This is a genomic window from Agrobacterium salinitolerans (genome assembly GCF_002008225.1).
GTDB classification, from domain to species: Bacteria; Pseudomonadota; Alphaproteobacteria; order Rhizobiales; family Rhizobiaceae; genus Agrobacterium; species Agrobacterium salinitolerans.
Genome location: NZ_MRDH01000006.1, coordinates 71,905 through 87,458, shown reverse-complemented (window position 1 = coordinate 87,458; position 15,554 = coordinate 71,905). Strand labels below are relative to the sequence as shown.

The window sequence follows — 15,554 nt, the reverse complement described above, 5'->3', positions numbered from 1 at the left end:
CGGTTTTCTGCAACTCGATTTTCCGCCGGTGTTTCCGTGTCCGACCAGACCCTGAAAGGCATTCTGCTCGCCTTTGCCGCCTTCGCTGCCTACGCCTGGAGCGATGCGAGCGTTAAACTCATAGAAGGCCAGATTTCGCCGATCGAATCGGTCTTTTTCGGCGCCGTGTTCGGCCTCGTCGCCCTGCCATTCATCCGCAAGCGCAATGACAGCTGGCTGGATGTGGTGAAGACGACAAACCGGCCCTTGTGGATCATCCGCTTTTTTGCCGCCGGCACGGGTGCCGTCGGCAGCGTGACCGCCTTTACCCATCTTTCCATGGCCGAAGCCTTCGCGCTGATCTTCCTGCTGCCTTCCTTCGTCACCATCATGTCGGTGGTGTTCCTGAAAGAACAAGTGGGCATCAAGCGCTGGTCGGCCGTCATCATCGGTTTCCTCGGCGTGCTGGTCATCCTGCGTCCGGGCTTCCGCGAACTCGGCATCGGCCATCTCGGCGCCATCATAGGCGGCTTCAGCGGCGCGCTCAGCATTGTCATTTTCCGCGCCATGGGCCCGTCGGAAAAGAATGTCTCGCTTTATGGTGCTGGTGTGCTCGGCTGTCTCACCATAAGCGGCATCGCCATGGTCCCGACCTTCATCATGCCAGCCGGCGAGCAATGGCTGCTGCTGGCGGGATACGGCCTGCTCGGCGCGCTCGGCAACGTGCTGGTCATGTATGCCGCCCAATATGCGCCGGCCGCGATGATCGGCCCGACGCAATATAGCCAGATGCTCTGGGCCATCCTGTTCGGTTATCTGATATTCGGCGACCGTATCGACGGATGGATGCTGATCGGCATCGCCCTCATCGTCGGCTCCGGCCTGTTGACGCTGATCCGTGAAAAACAGAGAAAAGTACCGCTTCCCGCCTCGATTGCGGCTACCGACCAGAATGTGGCTGTTGGCATCACCCCGGAAGACAGCCGCTAGCTAAAAACATGCAAAAACCGACGACGCTCTGCACACCGCCGGTCTGCCAGTCGATCAATCGCAAACCCTGACCCGATACATGTCACCCCAGGCATTCTGCCTCCAAGCCACATGGCAGCGCGGATAAACCGGCGGGCCATAAGCCGGCGCAGCGTAGACGGGTGGACCGTAAGCCGGCGCGTAATAGGCGGGGCTGTAAGCGTAACCGGGATGTCTTGCCCCGGCGATAAGCGCTCCGCCGATGATCGTGCCTGCGATGCCGGCGGCAAGGCCGCGGCCGAAATTATTGCGCGCTTCCGCCTGACTGGTGGTGGCAATTGTGGTGCCCGCAATTGTCAAAGCAACCAGACCAGCGGTGGCAAACCTGTTGATATTGGTCCACATCGTCCTGCTCCTTCATCACCCGGCGGCTTCACGATCCGCCGCACCGGGTATGAGGCAAAGATTACGCCCGCAAAGACTACCGGCGCATGTCCGTTTCGTTACATCGCGGTAATTCTCGCTGAGCCTTGCGGGCTGGGTTTTCCGAGGATTGGCCATTTGTTAGCGGGCCGAAGGTGGGTGGAGCTTTACCCCCCTCTGCCCTGCCGGGCATCTCCCCCTCAAGGGGGGAGATCGATCTGCGGCTAGGTTTCGCCCCTCTCAACGTTTGAGGATGAAGCGAGGAAAGGGCCTCCTGCCGATCTCCCCCCCTTGAGGGGGAGATGCCCGGCAGGGCAGAGGGGGGTAAACCCCACCCACCTTCGGTCAGTTGTCGAACGGGCACCCCCTGAAGCTCAAATCTACGACCGAGCCAGTTCCGCAAGCTGCGTCATGATCATTGCCGCACCCGTCAGCCGCTTTTCCGGCGTCGGCAGATCGCGGTTCAGAAACAGGCTGTGATCGGGGCGGATTTTCGCCATCGATCCCTGCTTGCCGATGTAACCGACCAGCGCGCCCGGATTCGGGAATTCCTTGTTGCGGAACTGCACGACAACGCCCTTCGGCCCGGCATCCAGCTTCTCGACATTGGCAATGCGGCAGAGAGACTTGATGTAGACGATCTTGAGCAGATGCTGCACCTCTTTCGGCAGCGGGCCGAAACGGTCGATCATTTCCGCGCCGAAACCGTCGATCTCGCTGATATCGGCAAGCTCGCCAAGGCGGCGGTAAAGCCCCATGCGCAGATGCAGATCGGGAACATAATCTTCCGGAATCATGACCGAGGTGCCGACCGAGATTTGCGGCGACCAGCCGCTATCCTGCACCTGCTCATCGCCCTTCACTTCGGCAACCGCCTCTTCCAGCATCTGCTGGTAAAGCTCGAAACCGACTTCCTTGATATGGCCGGATTGTTCCTCGCCGAGCAGATTGCCCGCACCGCGAATATCGAGGTCGTGGCTCGCCAGCTGGAAGCCAGCGCCCAGCGTATCGAGCGATTGCAGCACCTTCAGCCGCCGCTCGGCCATCGTCGTCAGCACCTTGTTGACCGGCAGGGTGAAGAGCGCGAAGGCACGCACCTTGGACCGGCCGACGCGACCGCGCAGCTGGTACAGCTGGGCAAGACCGAACATATCGGCGCGATGCACGATCAGCGTATTGGCAGTCGGCACGTCGAGGCCGGATTCGACGATGGTGGTCGACAGCAGCACGTCATATTTGCCGTCGTAGAAGGCGTTCATGATGTCTTCGAGTTCACCCGCCGGCATCTGGCCGTGCGCCACCGCCACCTTCAGTTCCGGCACATCCGATTGCAGGAAGGCATGGATATCGGCGAGATCGGCAAGACGCGGGCAGACGTAAAAACTCTGGCCGCCACGATAATGCTCACGCATCAAGGTCTCGCGGATCACCAGCGGATCGAAGGGCGAAATGAAGGTGCGCACCGCCATGCGGTCCACCGGCGGCGTGGTGATAAGCGACAATTCCCGCACGCCCGTCATGGCAAGCTGCAAGGTGCGCGGAATGGGCGTCGCAGACAGCGTCAGCACATGCACGTCGCTCTTCAGCTCTTTCAGGCGCTCCTTGTGCTTCACGCCGAAATGCTGCTCTTCATCGATGATGAGCAGGCCGAGATTGGCAAAACTGATGCCCGCACCCAGCAGCGCATGGGTGCCGACGACGATATCGGTCTTGCCATCAGCCACTTCCTTTTTCGTCAGCGTCAGTTCCTTGGAGCCGACAAGGCGCGAAGCCTGCTGCACCCGGATGGGCAATCCGCGGAAACGTTCCGAGAAAGTGCGGAAATGCTGGCGCGACAGCAGCGTCGTCGGCACCACCACCGCCACCTGCACGCCATTCATGGCGGCAAGGAAAGCGGCGCGCAGGGCCACTTCTGTCTTGCCGAAACCGACGTCGCCGCAGATGAGCCGGTCCATCGGCCGGCCGGCACCGAGATCCTCGCGGATGGCTTCGATGGCGTTCAGCTGGTCTTCCGTCTCGTCATAGGGGAAACGGGCGGCGAATTCGTCATAAAGCCCATCCGGCGCTGTCAGCACCGGCGCATGGCGCACCAGACGCGCGGCCGCAATGCGGATAAGCTCATCGGCCATGTCGAGCAGGCGCTTCTTGAGCTTGGCCTTGCGCATCTGCCATGCGCCACCGCCAAGCTTGTCGAGCTGCGCTTCCGCCGCATCGGAACCGTAACGGGACAAAAGATCGATGTTTTCAACCGGCAGGAACAGCTTGGCGTCATCGGCATAATGCAGTTCCAGACACGCACGCGGCGCACCCGCCGCCTCGATGGTCCGCAGGCCGACGAAACGGCCTATACCATGTTCGGCATGGACGACCAGCGAGCCCTCGTCCAGCCCGGCCACTTCCGAGATGAAATTGGCACCGCGCTTGCGACGCTTCGAGCGACGCACCATACGGTCGCCGAGAATATCCTGCTCCCCGATGACGGCAAGGTTTCCAGTCTCGAAACCCGCTTCGAGGCTCAGCACCGCCGAGGCCGCCTCGCCCTTGCCGAGCTTCTCCACCTCTTTCAGCGAGGTGACCGGCTTGATCTTCTCAAGCCCGTGCTCGTTCAGCACCTGCAACAACCGGTCGAGCGAACCTTCCGACCAGCCGGTGATCAGCACCTTCCAGCCCTTGGCGCGGCGTTCGGCAATGTGCTTCACGGCCAGATCGAAAACATTGACCCGTTCTTCGCTCTCGCCTTCGGTTGGCGGACGCGCCCAGCGCGGACCGACATGGGCATCGAGCGTCGCGACCGGGCGGCCTTCGCTGTCCTGCTCGTTGAAGGGCGTGAGACGCACCGCATTGACGGCAGCAAGCGCGGCATCGAAGCTCTTGCCGTCGAGATAAAGCTGGCCGGGCGAAACCGGCTTGTAGGGCGCACCCTGCGTCGAGCCCTTGGTTTCGCCGGAGCTGCGGCGCGCATCGTAATAATCGAGCACCAGCTTGGAGCGTTCTTTCGCCGCCTCCCGCGCCGTATGATCGGTGACGATGCGGAAGCCCCTCAGATAATCGAAAGCGGTCTCCAGCTGCTCATAAAACAGTGGCAGCCAATGCTCCATACCGGCATAACGGCGGCCTTCGGAGACAGCCTGATAAAGAGCATCGTCACGCGTCGCCGCGCCGAACAGCGACAGGTAATTCTTGCGGAACCGGCTGATCGTATCCGGCGTCAGCGTCACTTCGCTCATCGGGTTCAGATCGAGCGAGCGCGCCTGGCCGATGGTACGCTGGCTGGCCGGATCGAAGGTGCGGATGCTTTCCAGCGTATCGCCGAAGAAATCGAGCCGCACCGGTTCTTCCGTGCCCGGCACGAAGACATCGAGAATGCCGCCGCGCACGGCGAACTCGCCCACCTCACGCACCGTTGCCACCCGGTCGAAACCGTTGCGCTCCAGCCGCGCGGCAATCTCCTCCATGCGAATCTGGTTGCCGGGGCGCGCCGAAAAGCCCAGGCTTTCGATGATGTCGCGCGGCGCCATCTTCTGCAGCATGGCGTTGACGGTGACGAGAACGATGGCCGGATGCGGTTTCTTGGCGTGAGAGATCAGACCGGAGAGCGCTGCCAGCCGGCGCGCAGAGGTGTCGGCGCTCGGTGACACGCGGTCATAGGGCAGGCAGTCCCAGGCCGGCAGCGTCATAACAGGAATATCCGGTGCGACGAAACCGAGGATCTGTTCGAGATCGGCGACCCGCTGGCCGTCCGACATCACATAGGCCACCGACGTGCCCGCCCGTGCCATGTCAGCAAGCAAAAGGGCTTCCATGCCTGATGGTACGTTTCCGATGGTCAGCGGCGTATCGGCCGACGACACCAGCTTTGCATCGAATCCGGCTATCATATTCTCAGGCTTTCAGGGTGTCAGTGGTGACGAGATCGAAATCGGGACGGTAGGAGGCGATCTTCTCAAACAGCGGGGTCTGGAATTTTTCCGGTATGGCAAGCGCGCCGGTCACCATCTTGACGAGGTCGTTATCCTCTTCCGCCATGATGACTTCCAGCTCATCGAGCTGCTCATCGGAAAGCCCGGCAATATTGTCTTCCGCGAATTGCCCGAGCACCAGATCCATCTCGCGAATGCCCCGGTGCCAGCAGCGGTAAAGAATCCGCCGGCGTCTCGGATCGAGGTCGGCACTCGTGCGCACCAGTCCAGTCATCGCATTCACCTTTCGGTTGATTAATCAACAAATTGTTGACTGCGACCTCCTATAGAACAGGAGGCGAACGCTTGGGAACCGGTTTTTATCGAAATAATGCCGAAGTAGTGAAAATCTGCCGGTGATAACCCGCCTTTGTGACCAGCGAAGTCTTGCATAAGCCGCCCCCTTCCCCGATTTTGCTGACCCATGCGCCCGGCCATTCTCGATCCGCTGTTTGCCTCCGTCTCCACCCTTGCCGGTGTGGGGCCGAAGCTTGCCGATCTTCTGGCCAAGCTCTTGAGCCGGGAAAGCGCTGACGACACCCGCGTGATCGATCTCCTGTTCCACGCGCCATCCAACGTCATTGACCGCCGCAACCGCCCCGGCATTGCGCTGGCCAGCCCCGGCGCCATTGTCACCATTCAGGGACGCGTCGACCGCCACCAGCCGCCACCGCCGGGAAACCGCTCCGCGCCTTATCGCGTCTTCCTGCATGACGAGACCGGCGAACTGGCGTTGACCTTTTTCCGCGCCAAGGGCGACTGGCTGTCCAAGGCCCTGCCCGTCGATGAAGAGGTTCTCGTCAGCGGCAAGGTGGACTGGTTTAACGGCCGCGCCTCCATGGTGCATCCGGATTTCATGGTGAAGCTTTCCGAGGCGGAAAACCTGCCTCTGGTGGAAGCGGTCTATCCCATGACCGCCGGTCTATCGCCCAAGGTGCTGCGCCGCGCCATCGAGGGCGGGCTGTCAAAGCTGCCGGCCTTCCCGGAATGGATCGACGAGACGCTCAAGACCAGGCAGGGTTTCGGCGATGTCGCTTCGAGCTTCCGTGAACTGCACGATCCGCGCGACAGCGCCGATATCGAACCGCAGGCCCCGGCGCGCAGGCGGCTCGCCTACGACGAATTCCTCGCCGGACAGCTGTCACTGGCGTTGGTGCGCCAGCGACTGCGCAAGGTGGCGGGCCAGCCGATCCGCGCCAAGGGTGATGTCGCCGCAAAAATCCTGTCTCAGCTGCCCTTCTCGCTGACGGCGAGCCAAAGCGCTGCGGTCAAGGATATCCTGACCGACATGGCCGGCGAAGACCGCATGTTGCGGCTGCTGCAGGGCGATGTCGGTGCGGGCAAGACGCTGGTGGCGTTGATGGCCATGGCGACTGCGGTGGAGGCCGGCGGACAGGCGGTGCTGATGGCGCCCACCGAAATCCTCGCCCGCCAGCATTACGCCACCATCTCCAAACTCGCGCAGGCAGCGGGCATCACCGTCGAAGTGCTGACCGGCCGCACCAAGGGCAAGGAGCGCCGCGAGATCGAGGAGCGGGTGGCCTCGGGCGAAGCGCAGATCGTCATCGGCACCCACGCGCTGTTTCAGGACAGCGTGAGTTACAGGAACCTCGTGCTGGCCGTTGTGGATGAACAGCACCGTTTCGGCGTGCACCAGCGCCTGCGCCTCACCGCCAAAGGCATCACGCCGCATATGCTGGTCATGACCGCCACGCCCATTCCCCGCACACTGGTTCTGGCCGCCTTCGGCGATATGGACGTTTCCAAGCTCACCGAAAAACCGGCCGGCCGCAAACCCATCCAGACCGTGACGATCCCCACCGAACGCATCGGCGACATCGTCGAACGGCTGCGCGCAGCGCTAAAAGACGGCAAGAAGGCGTACTGGATTTGCCCGCTGGTGGAGGAAACGGAGGAATCCGACCTGATGTCGGCGGAGGAGCGGCATGCGGTTCTGTCGCAGATGCTCGGCGCCAATATCGGCCTCATTCACGGGCGCATGAGCGGCCCGGAGAAGGATGCTGCGATGCTCGCTTTCAAGAGCGGCGAAACCCGGCTGCTGGTGGCGACGACCGTGGTGGAAGTCGGTGTCGATGTGCCGGATGCAACGATCATGGTCATCGAACATGCCGAACGTTTCGGTCTTGCTCAGCTTCACCAGCTGCGCGGCCGTGTCGGACGCGGCGACGAGGCTTCCACCTGTATCCTGCTCTACAAGGGCCCGCTCAGCGAAAACGGCCGCGCACGACTCTCCATCCTGCGCGACAGCGAGGATGGCTTCCTGATCGCCGAGGAGGATTTGAAGCTTCGCGGTGAAGGCGAGCTGCTCGGCACCCGCCAGTCCGGCACGCCGGGCTTCCGCATCGCCAGCCTCGAGGCCCATGCCGATCTTCTCGAAATCGCCCGCAAGGACGCAGCCTATGTCATCGAGCGTGATCCCGAACTGACAGGTCCACGCGGCGATGCCCTACGCACCCTGCTCTACCTGCACCGCCGCGACGAAGCGATTCGTTTCCTGCACGCTGGCTGAAAGTGAACGCCCATGAACATGATCGACCCGCGCCGCCCACCGCCCGCCTTCAGGAAAGGCTACGCGCTCTGCTCGCCGCAGAATATTCTGCAGCCCGAGACATTTGCGAAAAGCGAGAAAAAAGCCATCGGCAAGGCCTTCAAGAAACCAGGCCGCAAGAAGGCATGGACGGAGGCACTGGAACAGGGCTGGACCGTGCGGCTGGTCTATATGCGGCTTTTCGTTCCGGTTTTCCACGCGACCACGACGGGGACAGAGATGGACGATCTGGATGACGAGGATTGATCGGGGCGCCTGAGAAATAGTTTGGTTAAAGTGCCGACGGCCATCGCTGCGAGGTGTGAATAACCGTCAGGATTTCGATATCCCGGCCAACACGATAGGCAACGATGTAGGAAATGTCGGACAGCACGGCTTCCCGCGTTCCCTTAATGCGCCCGACCCGTCCCATAGCTGGTTGATCCACCAACATGTCGGCCGCTGACACAATACGGGAAATCACGCGGGCGGCAGCTGCAGGATTGTCCGTTTCGATATGCCTACCGATTTCATCGAGCCGTCGCAGCGCCCGCACAGTCCAGCGAATTCTCCGGTCGCTCATGACGGCCGAGCGGACTTTACATATTTCCCGACAATGTTTGCCAGATCGTCTTGCGTTCCAAACTCGCCGCGATCCGCTTCCGCCAAACCGGCCTCGATTTCCGCGAGCTGCCACTCTTCGCGAGCAACAAAGTCCTCAATCGCCCGTGCCGCCATGTAGGACCGCGAGCGATCAAGCTTTTCCGCCAGCTGTTCAAGCTTGTTGGCAACTTCGTCCGGCAAGCGCACCGTGAATGCAGTCATGGTTGCGACCTTTCGTGGTTCACTATGATTATCGGTGAACCATATTGGTTCGTCAACCGTGGGCATGAAAACTCAAGGGAGAACAGAGCAACGAACCCAGTGCGTCACAAATCCTCAAACCGGCGCAATCATTTTCGGCGGCGTGAAATCCGGGGCCACCAAACCGCCGGATATCAGCAGTTTCGCCGCATCTTCCGGCGTCATGTCCAGCATCACGATCTTGTCTTTCGGCACGAACAGCAGGAAGCCCGCCGTCGGCACCGGCGTGGGCGGCAGGAACACGGCGACCATCTGCTGGCCCATTTCGTTGAAACGATGGGCAAGCTCGCCCTTGGCCTCGGACGCGACGAAGACCATCGCCCAGGTGCCGGATGACGGAAACTCGATCAGGCCCACCTTCTTGAAGGAGTTCGAATGCTCTTTCAGAACGGATTCGAACAGCTGCTTGATGCTTTTATAGATCGGCCGCACCAGCGGCATGCGGTTGAGGATGGATTCGCCGACGCCGACGATCCATTTGCCGATCAGGTTGTTGCCCAGAAAGCCGATGAGTGTGATGCCGATGACGGCGATCAGCAGGCCGAAACCGGGGATCGCCACATCGAAATATTGCTCCGGATCGTAACGGGCCGGAATATAGGGCTTCACCCAGCTATCCGCCCATTGCAGGAAGCTCCACACCAGCCACATGGTGATGGTAACAGGCGCAAGGATCAGAACGCCCGTGAGGAAACTGTTGCGCAGGCGGGCTGCGAATGAAATTTTTACTGGAATATCGGTCATTTACCGTTCGGAATTAAGCGTTGTCGCCATCGAAACCCGGATGAAAACCGACAATGCCGGATGGAGTTCCACCATGCAAGCGAAGAACTGTGAAATATTCGTCAGGAATCCCTTCCGCATTCACCCCATCGACATGGCGAAAACCGAAGCGGCCATAGTAGTCCGGATCGCCCGCGACGACCACGCCGGAAGCATTCAGACGCTCCAGGGCGGCAAGCCCGTCCCGCACCAGCCTGGAGCCGACACCCTGCCCCTGCCGTTCCGGCGTTACGGAAAGCGGCGCGAGGCAGAACCAGCCGGTCTCGCCGCTGGTAAGCGTCACCGGCGAAAAGCCGACATGACCGATGATGCCTTCGCTGTCCTCGGCAACCAGTGAAACGGTGAGCGCACCTGCCCTGCGCAACCGCCCGACGATGAGATGCTCCGTCTTGTCGCTGTAATCGACGTTACGGAAGGCATCTTCCGTTACGCGAGCAATCGCCTCTTCATCCCCCTGCCGCTCCGGCCGGACGATCATTCCACCGTGACCGACTTCGCCAGATTGCGCGGCTGGTCCACATCCGTGCCCATGAAGACAGCGGTGTGATAGGCAAGCAGCTGGATCGGCAGCGAGAAGACCATCGGCGCAATCAGCTCGTCGACATTGGGGAGCGTGATCGTCGCCATGGTGTCGAGCGTGGAGGCAGCAGCCCCCTTCTCATCGGTGATGAAGATGATGCGGCCGCCGCGCGCGGCGACCTCCTGCATGTTCGAAACGGTCTTTTCAAAGAAACGGTCATGCGGGGCGATGACGATAACAGGCATGTTCTCGTCGATCAGCGCGATCGGCCCATGCTTCAGCTCGCCGGCAGCATAACCTTCAGCGTGGATATAGGAGATTTCCTTGAGCTTCAAAGCACCCTCCAGCGCCAGCGGGAAGCTGGTGCCGCGGCCGAGATAAAGCACGTCCTTGAAGCGCGACAGATCGCGCGACAGCGCCTCGATCTGCGGCTGGATGAGGTTCAGCACCTTGCTCATGATGCGCGGCATTTCGATCAACTGCTGCACCAGCTCCTTTTCCTCGCCCGGCTTCAGCGTACCGCGCGCCTTCCCAGCGGCGATTGCCAAAGACGCGAGGACCGCAAGCTGACAGGTGAAAGCCTTGGTGGAGGCGACGCCGATCTCCGGGCCTGCAAGGATCGGGAAAATGGCGTCGGATTCCCGCGCGATGGTCGATTCCCGCACATTGACGATGGCGCCGATCTTGAGATCGTTTTCCTTGCAATAGCGCAGCGACGCCAGCGTATCGGCAGTCTCGCCCGATTGCGAGATGAACAGCGCCGCCTGCGATGGCTGAAGCGGCATTTCGCGATAACGGAATTCCGAGGCGACATCGATTTCCACCGGCAAGCGTGCATAACGCTCAAACCAGTATTTACCGATCAGGCCGGAAAGATAGGCCGTCCCGCAGGCGGAAATGGCAAGACCGGAAAGCTTGGCGAAATCAATGGCCGTGTCGGCCTGCTTCACGGTCTTGGAGGCGAAGTCCACGTAATGGCTGAGCGCATGGGAAATGACTTCCGGCTGCTCGTAGATTTCCTTTTCCATGAAGTGGCGATGGTTGCCCTTGTCGACCACATAGGCCGTCGCCTGCGATATCTGCCGCTCGCGTTTCACCGGTTTGCCGGAGAAATCGATGATCTCAGCACCCTGCCGGGTCACGATGGCGCAATCGCCATCCACCAGATAGGTGATCTCATTGGTAAACGGCGACAGCGCGATGGCATCAGACCCCAGGAACATCTCGCCCCGACCGTAACCAACGGCAAGCGGCGGGCCGGAACGCGCCGAGAGAAGCGTGCCGGGATCGTCCTTGAACATGACGACCAGCGCATAGGCACCCGTCACGCGGTTCAGCATCTTCAGCATCGCCTCGCGATGGCCGAGACCCTCGCGGGTATATTTCGCCAGCAGCTGCGCCACCACTTCGGTATCGGTCTGGGTGGTGAAGCTCGCACCCTCGGCTGTCAGCTCCTCGCGCAGTTCGGCGAAGTTTTCGATGATGCCATTGTGGACAACGGCAACGCCATCGACGAAATGCGGATGGGCATTGGTTTCGTTCGGAACACCATGCGTCGCCCAGCGCGTATGGGCGATGCCGACCACACCCGGCAGCGGCTTTTCCGAAACCAGCTTCTCGAGATTGAACAGCTTGCCTTCCGCCCGGCGGCGATCCATCGCGCCATTGTCGATGGTGGCGACACCAGCCGAATCGTAACCGCGATATTCGAGACGCTTCAGCGCATCGACAAGCCGTTCAGCAACGGGCTGGGTTCCGACAATTCCGACAATTCCGCACATATATTTCTCCAGACGGCGATCTCTTCGCCGAAACTACTAACCGTTCCCGAACAATCCGCAATTATGGCGCCGGTCACTTTCGGTATCGTTTGGTAACGTCCGTCAGGACGACTTTTTATTCGCTTCCTTCAGCGCTTTTGCCCGCTCGCGCACCACGGTCGCGCGACCGGGTTTCACCTCCTGCCGTGCGCGCCCGAAAGCCAGGCCCTCAGCAGGCACGTCATTGGTGATGACGCTGCCGGAAGCGATATAGGCCCCCTCGCCAATGGTGACAGGTGCAACCAGCGACGAGTTCGAGCCAATGAAGCTGTTGGCCCCGATCCGCGTTTCCGCCTTGTTGTAACCGTCATAATTGCAGGTAATCGTGCCCGCACCGATATTGCTGCCCGCGCCGATGAAGGCATCGCCGATATAGGTCAGATGGTTGACCTTGGCGCCCTCACCGATCTCAGCCTTCTTGACCTCGCAGAAATTGCCCACCTTGGCATTGGCGTGCAGGTTCGCGCCCGGACGCAGCCGCGCATAGGGACCAACGGCCGCACCTTGCGCAACATACGCCCCTTCCAGATGCGAAAACGCATGAATGACGGCGCCCGGCTCAATGGTGACGCCGGGACCGATCACGACATTCGGTTCGATCAATACGTCCTGCCCGATCTTCGTATCGAAGGAAAGGAATACTGTCTCGGGCGCGACCATCGAGACGCCATCGACCATCAGCTCATGACGGCGGCGCTCCTGCCAGAGCTTCTCGATAAAGGCCAGTTCGGCACGGTTGTTGCAGCCGACCAGTTCCGTTTCCGGCGCATCGATGGCGACGGCGCGGCGGCCGAGGGAACGGGCGATCTCGACCACATCGGTCAGATAATATTCGCCCTTCACATTGCTGTTGCCGATGCGGTCGAGCAGATCAAGGGCGTTGCGGCCGTTGATGGCCATCAATCCGCTATTGCACCAGGTCACCTTACGCTCCGCATCGGTCGCGTCCTTCTCCTCGCGGATCGCGACAAGTTCGCCATCCTTGACCAGAAGCCGGCCGTAACCGGTCGGGCGGTCGGTATGGAAGCCGATGACGGCGACATCGGCGCCGGCGGCAATCGCCTCACGCGCCCGGTCGAGCGTTGCAGACGTGATGAGCGGGACATCGCCATAGGCAACGATGAGATCGTCAAAACCGCGTTCGATAGCTGCGCGTGCGGCAAGCACCGCATGGCCGGTGCCCTTGCGTTCCGTCTGCACGAAAGCTTCCACCTCAAGGCCCGGCAGGCTTGCGGCCGCAGCGACATTCCCGGCATCGCGCCCAACCACCAACGCCACCGTGCTGACGCCAGATCCAGCCACCGCCCCAACCACATGGGCGATCATAGGACGCCCGGCGACCGGATGCAGCACCTTGGATTTCGACGATTTCATGCGCGTGCTGTCGCCCGCTGCGAGAATAACGGCTAGAGAGCTGCGCTCCATAAGACCTCCAACACCACGTCACCGACCGCAGGACGGTCAGGACGGCGGCATATGTTTGACTTCACGCCGTCCGGCAAAACGAACGGGCGCATCGGTAATTTCATTCCGAAATTGCTATAACGGCGGCCCACTTAAGAAACCATGCAAATCTGCACCAAATTTCCGCAACGATTTTCATCAAACGTGATTGCAACGGTATCGCATCCCGTTCCCTCGGTCTGATTTATCGCCGTGGATTGCGGGCAGTGAATTCCAGCACCTGCTGGCGGCCGTTTTCGATCAGCCTTTCCATCTCGCGGCGCGCTGCACCCTCATCGCGCAGGCGAAACGCCTCCACGAGCCGCAGATGCGAGGCGGACACGTCGGAAATCTCATTGGGATCGGTTTCCGGGTTGCTCATCCGGAAAATGCCCACCAGAGCCGCCTTTATCAGCGAACCGACGGTGCGCATGAACGGATTACCGGACATTTCGGTGATGAGCACATGGAAATTCATATCCGCAAGCGCGCGCTTTTCCTTGGAATAGGCCGTATTGCCCATCTCGTTGGCGTAAGCGGCGAGCTTGGCGATATCGGCGTCCTGCGCCCTGATGGCAGCGAGCCCCGCGCCATAGGGCTCGAAGGCCTGACGGATATCGTAAAGATGCAACAGAAACTCGTCGCTGACGCCAGCCTCGAAATGCCAGAGCAGCACCTCGCTGTCGAACATGTTCCAGCTTTCGCGCTCCGTCACCCGGGTGCCGATCCGCGCCTTGGGGGAAATCATACCCTTGGCGGTCAGCGTCTTCATCGCTTCGCGCAGCACTGTGCGCGATACTTTCAGGCGGTCCATCAGCTCGGCATCGCCCGGCAGTATATCACCCGTCTTGAAGACGCCGGACACGATATCGAGACCGAGCTTGTGAACGACCTGTGCATGATTTGTCCGCAGCTTTCGAAAACCGATCGCCGCATCGAGCATTCCGCGCTGCAAGTGCCATATCCTTCCGTTCGGTTGGCGATCTTGAAAAAATCGCGCCAGACGTGTGTATCTCAAGTCAGATTATAGTGAAAAACATCAAGTTGCATGAAAAGCAAAGGTAAACTTCATCCCTGCAATAAAACGCGTGAAAATAAGCAAGGCCGCACATGACATATGTGCGGCCTTGCTTCAGTAACGATGGCTAAAAAGCATTATTGGGGCAGCTTGTCGTCCACACCGGCGACGTAGAAATTGAGGCCGAGCAGAACGCCGTCCTCGGCCTTCTCACCCGCCTTCAGCCATTCCGAACCGTCCTGCTTCTTCACCGGACCGGTGAAGGGATGCAGCTCGCCCGACTTGATCTTGGCTTCGGTGTCTTCAGCCATCTTCTTCACGTCATCAGGCATGTTGGTGTAAGGCGCCATGGTCAGGATGCCGTCCTTCAGGCCGTCCCATACCGATTCGGACTTCCAGGTACCATCGAGAAGAGCCTGCGTGCGCTTGATGTAGTAGGCGCCCCAGGTGTCCTTGATGGCGGTAAGCTGCGTCTTCGGACCGGCCGCGATCATGTCGGACGCCTGACCGAAGGCCTTGATGCCGCGTTCTGCGGCAACCTGCATCGGCGCGGTGGTGTCGGTGTGCTGGGTCAGAATATCGACGCCCTGGTCGATCAGCGCCTTGGCGGCATCGGCTTCCTTGCCGGGGTCGAACCAGGTGTTGGCCCAGACGACCTTCACCTTGAAGTCCGGATTAACGGACTGCGCGCCGAGCACGAAGGCGTCGATGCCCATCACCACTTCCGGGATCGGGAAGGACGCGATGTAGCCGGCGAGACCCTTCTGCGACATCTTCGCGGCGATCTGGCCCTGAATGTAGCGGCCTTCATAGAAGCGCGAATTGTAGGTCGCGACATTTTCGGCGGTCTTGAAGCCCGTAGCGTGTTCGAACTTCACCTTGGGGAACTTCTGGGCAACCTTGATGGTGGCGTCCATGAAGCCGAAGGAGGTGGTGAACACCAGTTCGCAACCCGAGCGGGCCATGCGTTCGATGGCGCGTTCGGCATCCGGACCTTCCGGAACGCTTTCGAGGAACGGCGTTTCGATCTTGTCGCCGAAATGCGCCTGCAATTCCTGACGGCCGATATCGTGCGCCTGTGTCCAGCCGCCGTCGGTCTTTGAACCGACATAGATGAAGCAGACCTTCTTGGCGTCGGCGGCCTCAGCCGAGGAAACGACGCCGCCGAGAGCCGCAACGGAAGCGGCGAGTGCGATGACCAGTTTTTTCATTTTTACCCCTGTTGGTT

Annotated in this window: 14 protein-coding genes; 3 read left to right on the top strand and 11 right to left on the bottom strand. The window is 60.6% G+C overall.

All coding sequences use genetic code 11. The features are described from left to right. Nucleotides 1–36: 36 nt before the first annotated feature. The gene (locus tag BS627_RS04430; protein WP_077982078.1) at nucleotides 37–969 is read left to right on the top strand and encodes a DMT family transporter; all 933 of its coding nucleotides are present in this window, start codon (nucleotides 37–39) and stop codon (nucleotides 967–969) included. A gap of 54 nt (nucleotides 970–1,023) precedes the next feature. On the opposite strand, the gene BS627_RS04425 is transcribed toward BS627_RS04430, so the two are convergent. The 3 genes from BS627_RS04425 to BS627_RS04415 all read right to left on the bottom strand — a co-directional run bounded on the left by BS627_RS04425 (nucleotide 1,024) and on the right by BS627_RS04415 (nucleotide 5,565). Further along, complete coding sequence (locus BS627_RS04425) at nucleotides 1,024–1,353, bottom strand: hypothetical protein (RefSeq protein WP_077982077.1); 330 nt, start codon at nucleotides 1,351–1,353, stop codon at nucleotides 1,024–1,026. Between the two features lie 398 nt (nucleotides 1,354–1,751). After that, nucleotides 1,752–5,249 carry a transcription-repair coupling factor gene (gene mfd / locus BS627_RS04420; protein ID WP_077982076.1) on the bottom strand — a complete coding sequence of 1,166 codons (3,498 nt, stop codon included), beginning with the start codon at nucleotides 5,247–5,249 and terminating at the stop codon, nucleotides 1,752–1,754. Between the two features lie 4 nt (nucleotides 5,250–5,253). Then, a complete protein-coding gene (locus BS627_RS04415) occupies nucleotides 5,254–5,565 on the bottom strand; it encodes an FAD assembly factor SdhE (RefSeq protein WP_077982075.1) in 312 nt (103 codons plus the stop codon). Between the two features lie 189 nt (nucleotides 5,566–5,754). On the opposite strand from BS627_RS04415, the gene recG reads away from it, so the two are divergent. After that, nucleotides 5,755–7,860, top strand: coding sequence for an ATP-dependent DNA helicase RecG (gene recG, locus BS627_RS04410; protein WP_077982074.1), 2,106 nt, complete (start codon nucleotides 5,755–5,757; stop codon nucleotides 7,858–7,860). A gap of 12 nt (nucleotides 7,861–7,872) precedes the next feature. After that, nucleotides 7,873–8,145 (top strand): hypothetical protein, encoded by a 273-nt coding sequence (locus BS627_RS04405; RefSeq protein WP_077982073.1) that lies wholly within the window; start codon nucleotides 7,873–7,875, stop codon nucleotides 8,143–8,145. A 25-nt stretch (nucleotides 8,146–8,170) separates the two neighbouring features. Here the strand turns inward: BS627_RS04405 and BS627_RS04400 are convergent, their stop codons facing one another. From BS627_RS04400 to BS627_RS04365, 8 genes are all read right to left on the bottom strand, one after another. Further along, nucleotides 8,171–8,461 carry a type II toxin-antitoxin system RelE/ParE family toxin gene (locus BS627_RS04400; RefSeq protein WP_077982072.1) on the bottom strand — a complete coding sequence of 97 codons (291 nt, stop codon included), beginning with the start codon at nucleotides 8,459–8,461 and terminating at the stop codon, nucleotides 8,171–8,173. Then, nucleotides 8,458–8,703 carry a CopG family ribbon-helix-helix protein gene (locus BS627_RS04395; RefSeq protein WP_077982071.1) on the bottom strand — a complete coding sequence of 82 codons (246 nt, stop codon included), beginning with the start codon at nucleotides 8,701–8,703 and terminating at the stop codon, nucleotides 8,458–8,460. Before BS627_RS04395 ends, BS627_RS04400 begins: the two co-directional genes overlap by 4 nt. Nucleotides 8,704–8,817: 114 nt before the next feature. Then, entirely contained in the window at nucleotides 8,818–9,486 is a 669-nt protein-coding gene (locus BS627_RS04390) for a DUF502 domain-containing protein (protein ID WP_077982070.1), read from the bottom strand. A 13-nt stretch (nucleotides 9,487–9,499) separates the two neighbouring features. After that, the gene (locus tag BS627_RS04385) at nucleotides 9,500–10,003 is read right to left on the bottom strand and encodes a GNAT family N-acetyltransferase (RefSeq protein ID WP_077982069.1); all 504 of its coding nucleotides are present in this window, start codon (nucleotides 10,001–10,003) and stop codon (nucleotides 9,500–9,502) included. After that, complete coding sequence (gene glmS, locus BS627_RS04380) at nucleotides 10,000–11,826, bottom strand: glutamine--fructose-6-phosphate transaminase (isomerizing) (protein WP_077982068.1); 1,827 nt, start codon at nucleotides 11,824–11,826, stop codon at nucleotides 10,000–10,002. Before glmS ends, BS627_RS04385 begins: the two co-directional genes overlap by 4 nt. A gap of 102 nt (nucleotides 11,827–11,928) precedes the next feature. After that, a complete protein-coding gene (glmU, locus tag BS627_RS04375; protein WP_077982067.1) occupies nucleotides 11,929–13,290 on the bottom strand; it encodes a bifunctional UDP-N-acetylglucosamine diphosphorylase/glucosamine-1-phosphate N-acetyltransferase GlmU in 1,362 nt (453 codons plus the stop codon). 223 nt (nucleotides 13,291–13,513) lie between these two features. Further along, the gene (locus BS627_RS04370) at nucleotides 13,514–14,251 is read right to left on the bottom strand and encodes a FadR/GntR family transcriptional regulator (RefSeq protein ID WP_077982066.1); all 738 of its coding nucleotides are present in this window, start codon (nucleotides 14,249–14,251) and stop codon (nucleotides 13,514–13,516) included. Nucleotides 14,252–14,463: 212 nt separating this feature from the next. Next, nucleotides 14,464–15,537, bottom strand: a complete 1,074-nt coding sequence (locus tag BS627_RS04365; protein WP_077982065.1) for a BMP family ABC transporter substrate-binding protein — start codon at nucleotides 15,535–15,537, stop codon at nucleotides 14,464–14,466. Nucleotides 15,538–15,554 lie beyond the last annotated feature (17 nt).

Bases quoted from the DNA above. Each gene is read 5' to 3' on its own strand.
- BS627_RS04370 (WP_077982066.1), bottom strand. From the start codon at position 14,251: ATGCTCGATGCGGCGATCGGTTTTCGAAAGCTGCGGACAAATCATGCA.
- BS627_RS04415 (WP_077982075.1), bottom strand. From the start codon at position 5,565: ATGACTGGACTGGTGCGCACGAGTGCCGACCTCGATCCGAGACGCCGG.
- glmU (WP_077982067.1), bottom strand. From the start codon at position 13,290: ATGGAGCGCAGCTCTCTAGCCGTTATTCTCGCAGCGGGCGACAGCACG.
- BS627_RS04405 (WP_077982073.1), top strand. From the start codon at position 7,873: ATGAACATGATCGACCCGCGCCGCCCACCGCCCGCCTTCAGGAAAGGC.
- BS627_RS04385 (WP_077982069.1), bottom strand. From the start codon at position 10,003: ATGATCGTCCGGCCGGAGCGGCAGGGGGATGAAGAGGCGATTGCTCGC.
- BS627_RS04390 (WP_077982070.1), bottom strand. From the start codon at position 9,486: ATGACCGATATTCCAGTAAAAATTTCATTCGCAGCCCGCCTGCGCAAC.
- BS627_RS04365 (WP_077982065.1), bottom strand. From the start codon at position 15,537: ATGAAAAAACTGGTCATCGCACTCGCCGCTTCCGTTGCGGCTCTCGGC.
- BS627_RS04400 (WP_077982072.1), bottom strand. From the start codon at position 8,461: ATGAGCGACCGGAGAATTCGCTGGACTGTGCGGGCGCTGCGACGGCTC.
- BS627_RS04395 (WP_077982071.1), bottom strand. From the start codon at position 8,703: ATGACTGCATTCACGGTGCGCTTGCCGGACGAAGTTGCCAACAAGCTT.
- recG (WP_077982074.1), top strand. From the start codon at position 5,755: ATGCGCCCGGCCATTCTCGATCCGCTGTTTGCCTCCGTCTCCACCCTT.
- mfd (WP_077982076.1), bottom strand. From the start codon at position 5,249: ATGATAGCCGGATTCGATGCAAAGCTGGTGTCGTCGGCCGATACGCCG.
- glmS (WP_077982068.1), bottom strand. From the start codon at position 11,826: ATGTGCGGAATTGTCGGAATTGTCGGAACCCAGCCCGTTGCTGAACGG.
- BS627_RS04425 (WP_077982077.1), bottom strand. From the start codon at position 1,353: ATGTGGACCAATATCAACAGGTTTGCCACCGCTGGTCTGGTTGCTTTG.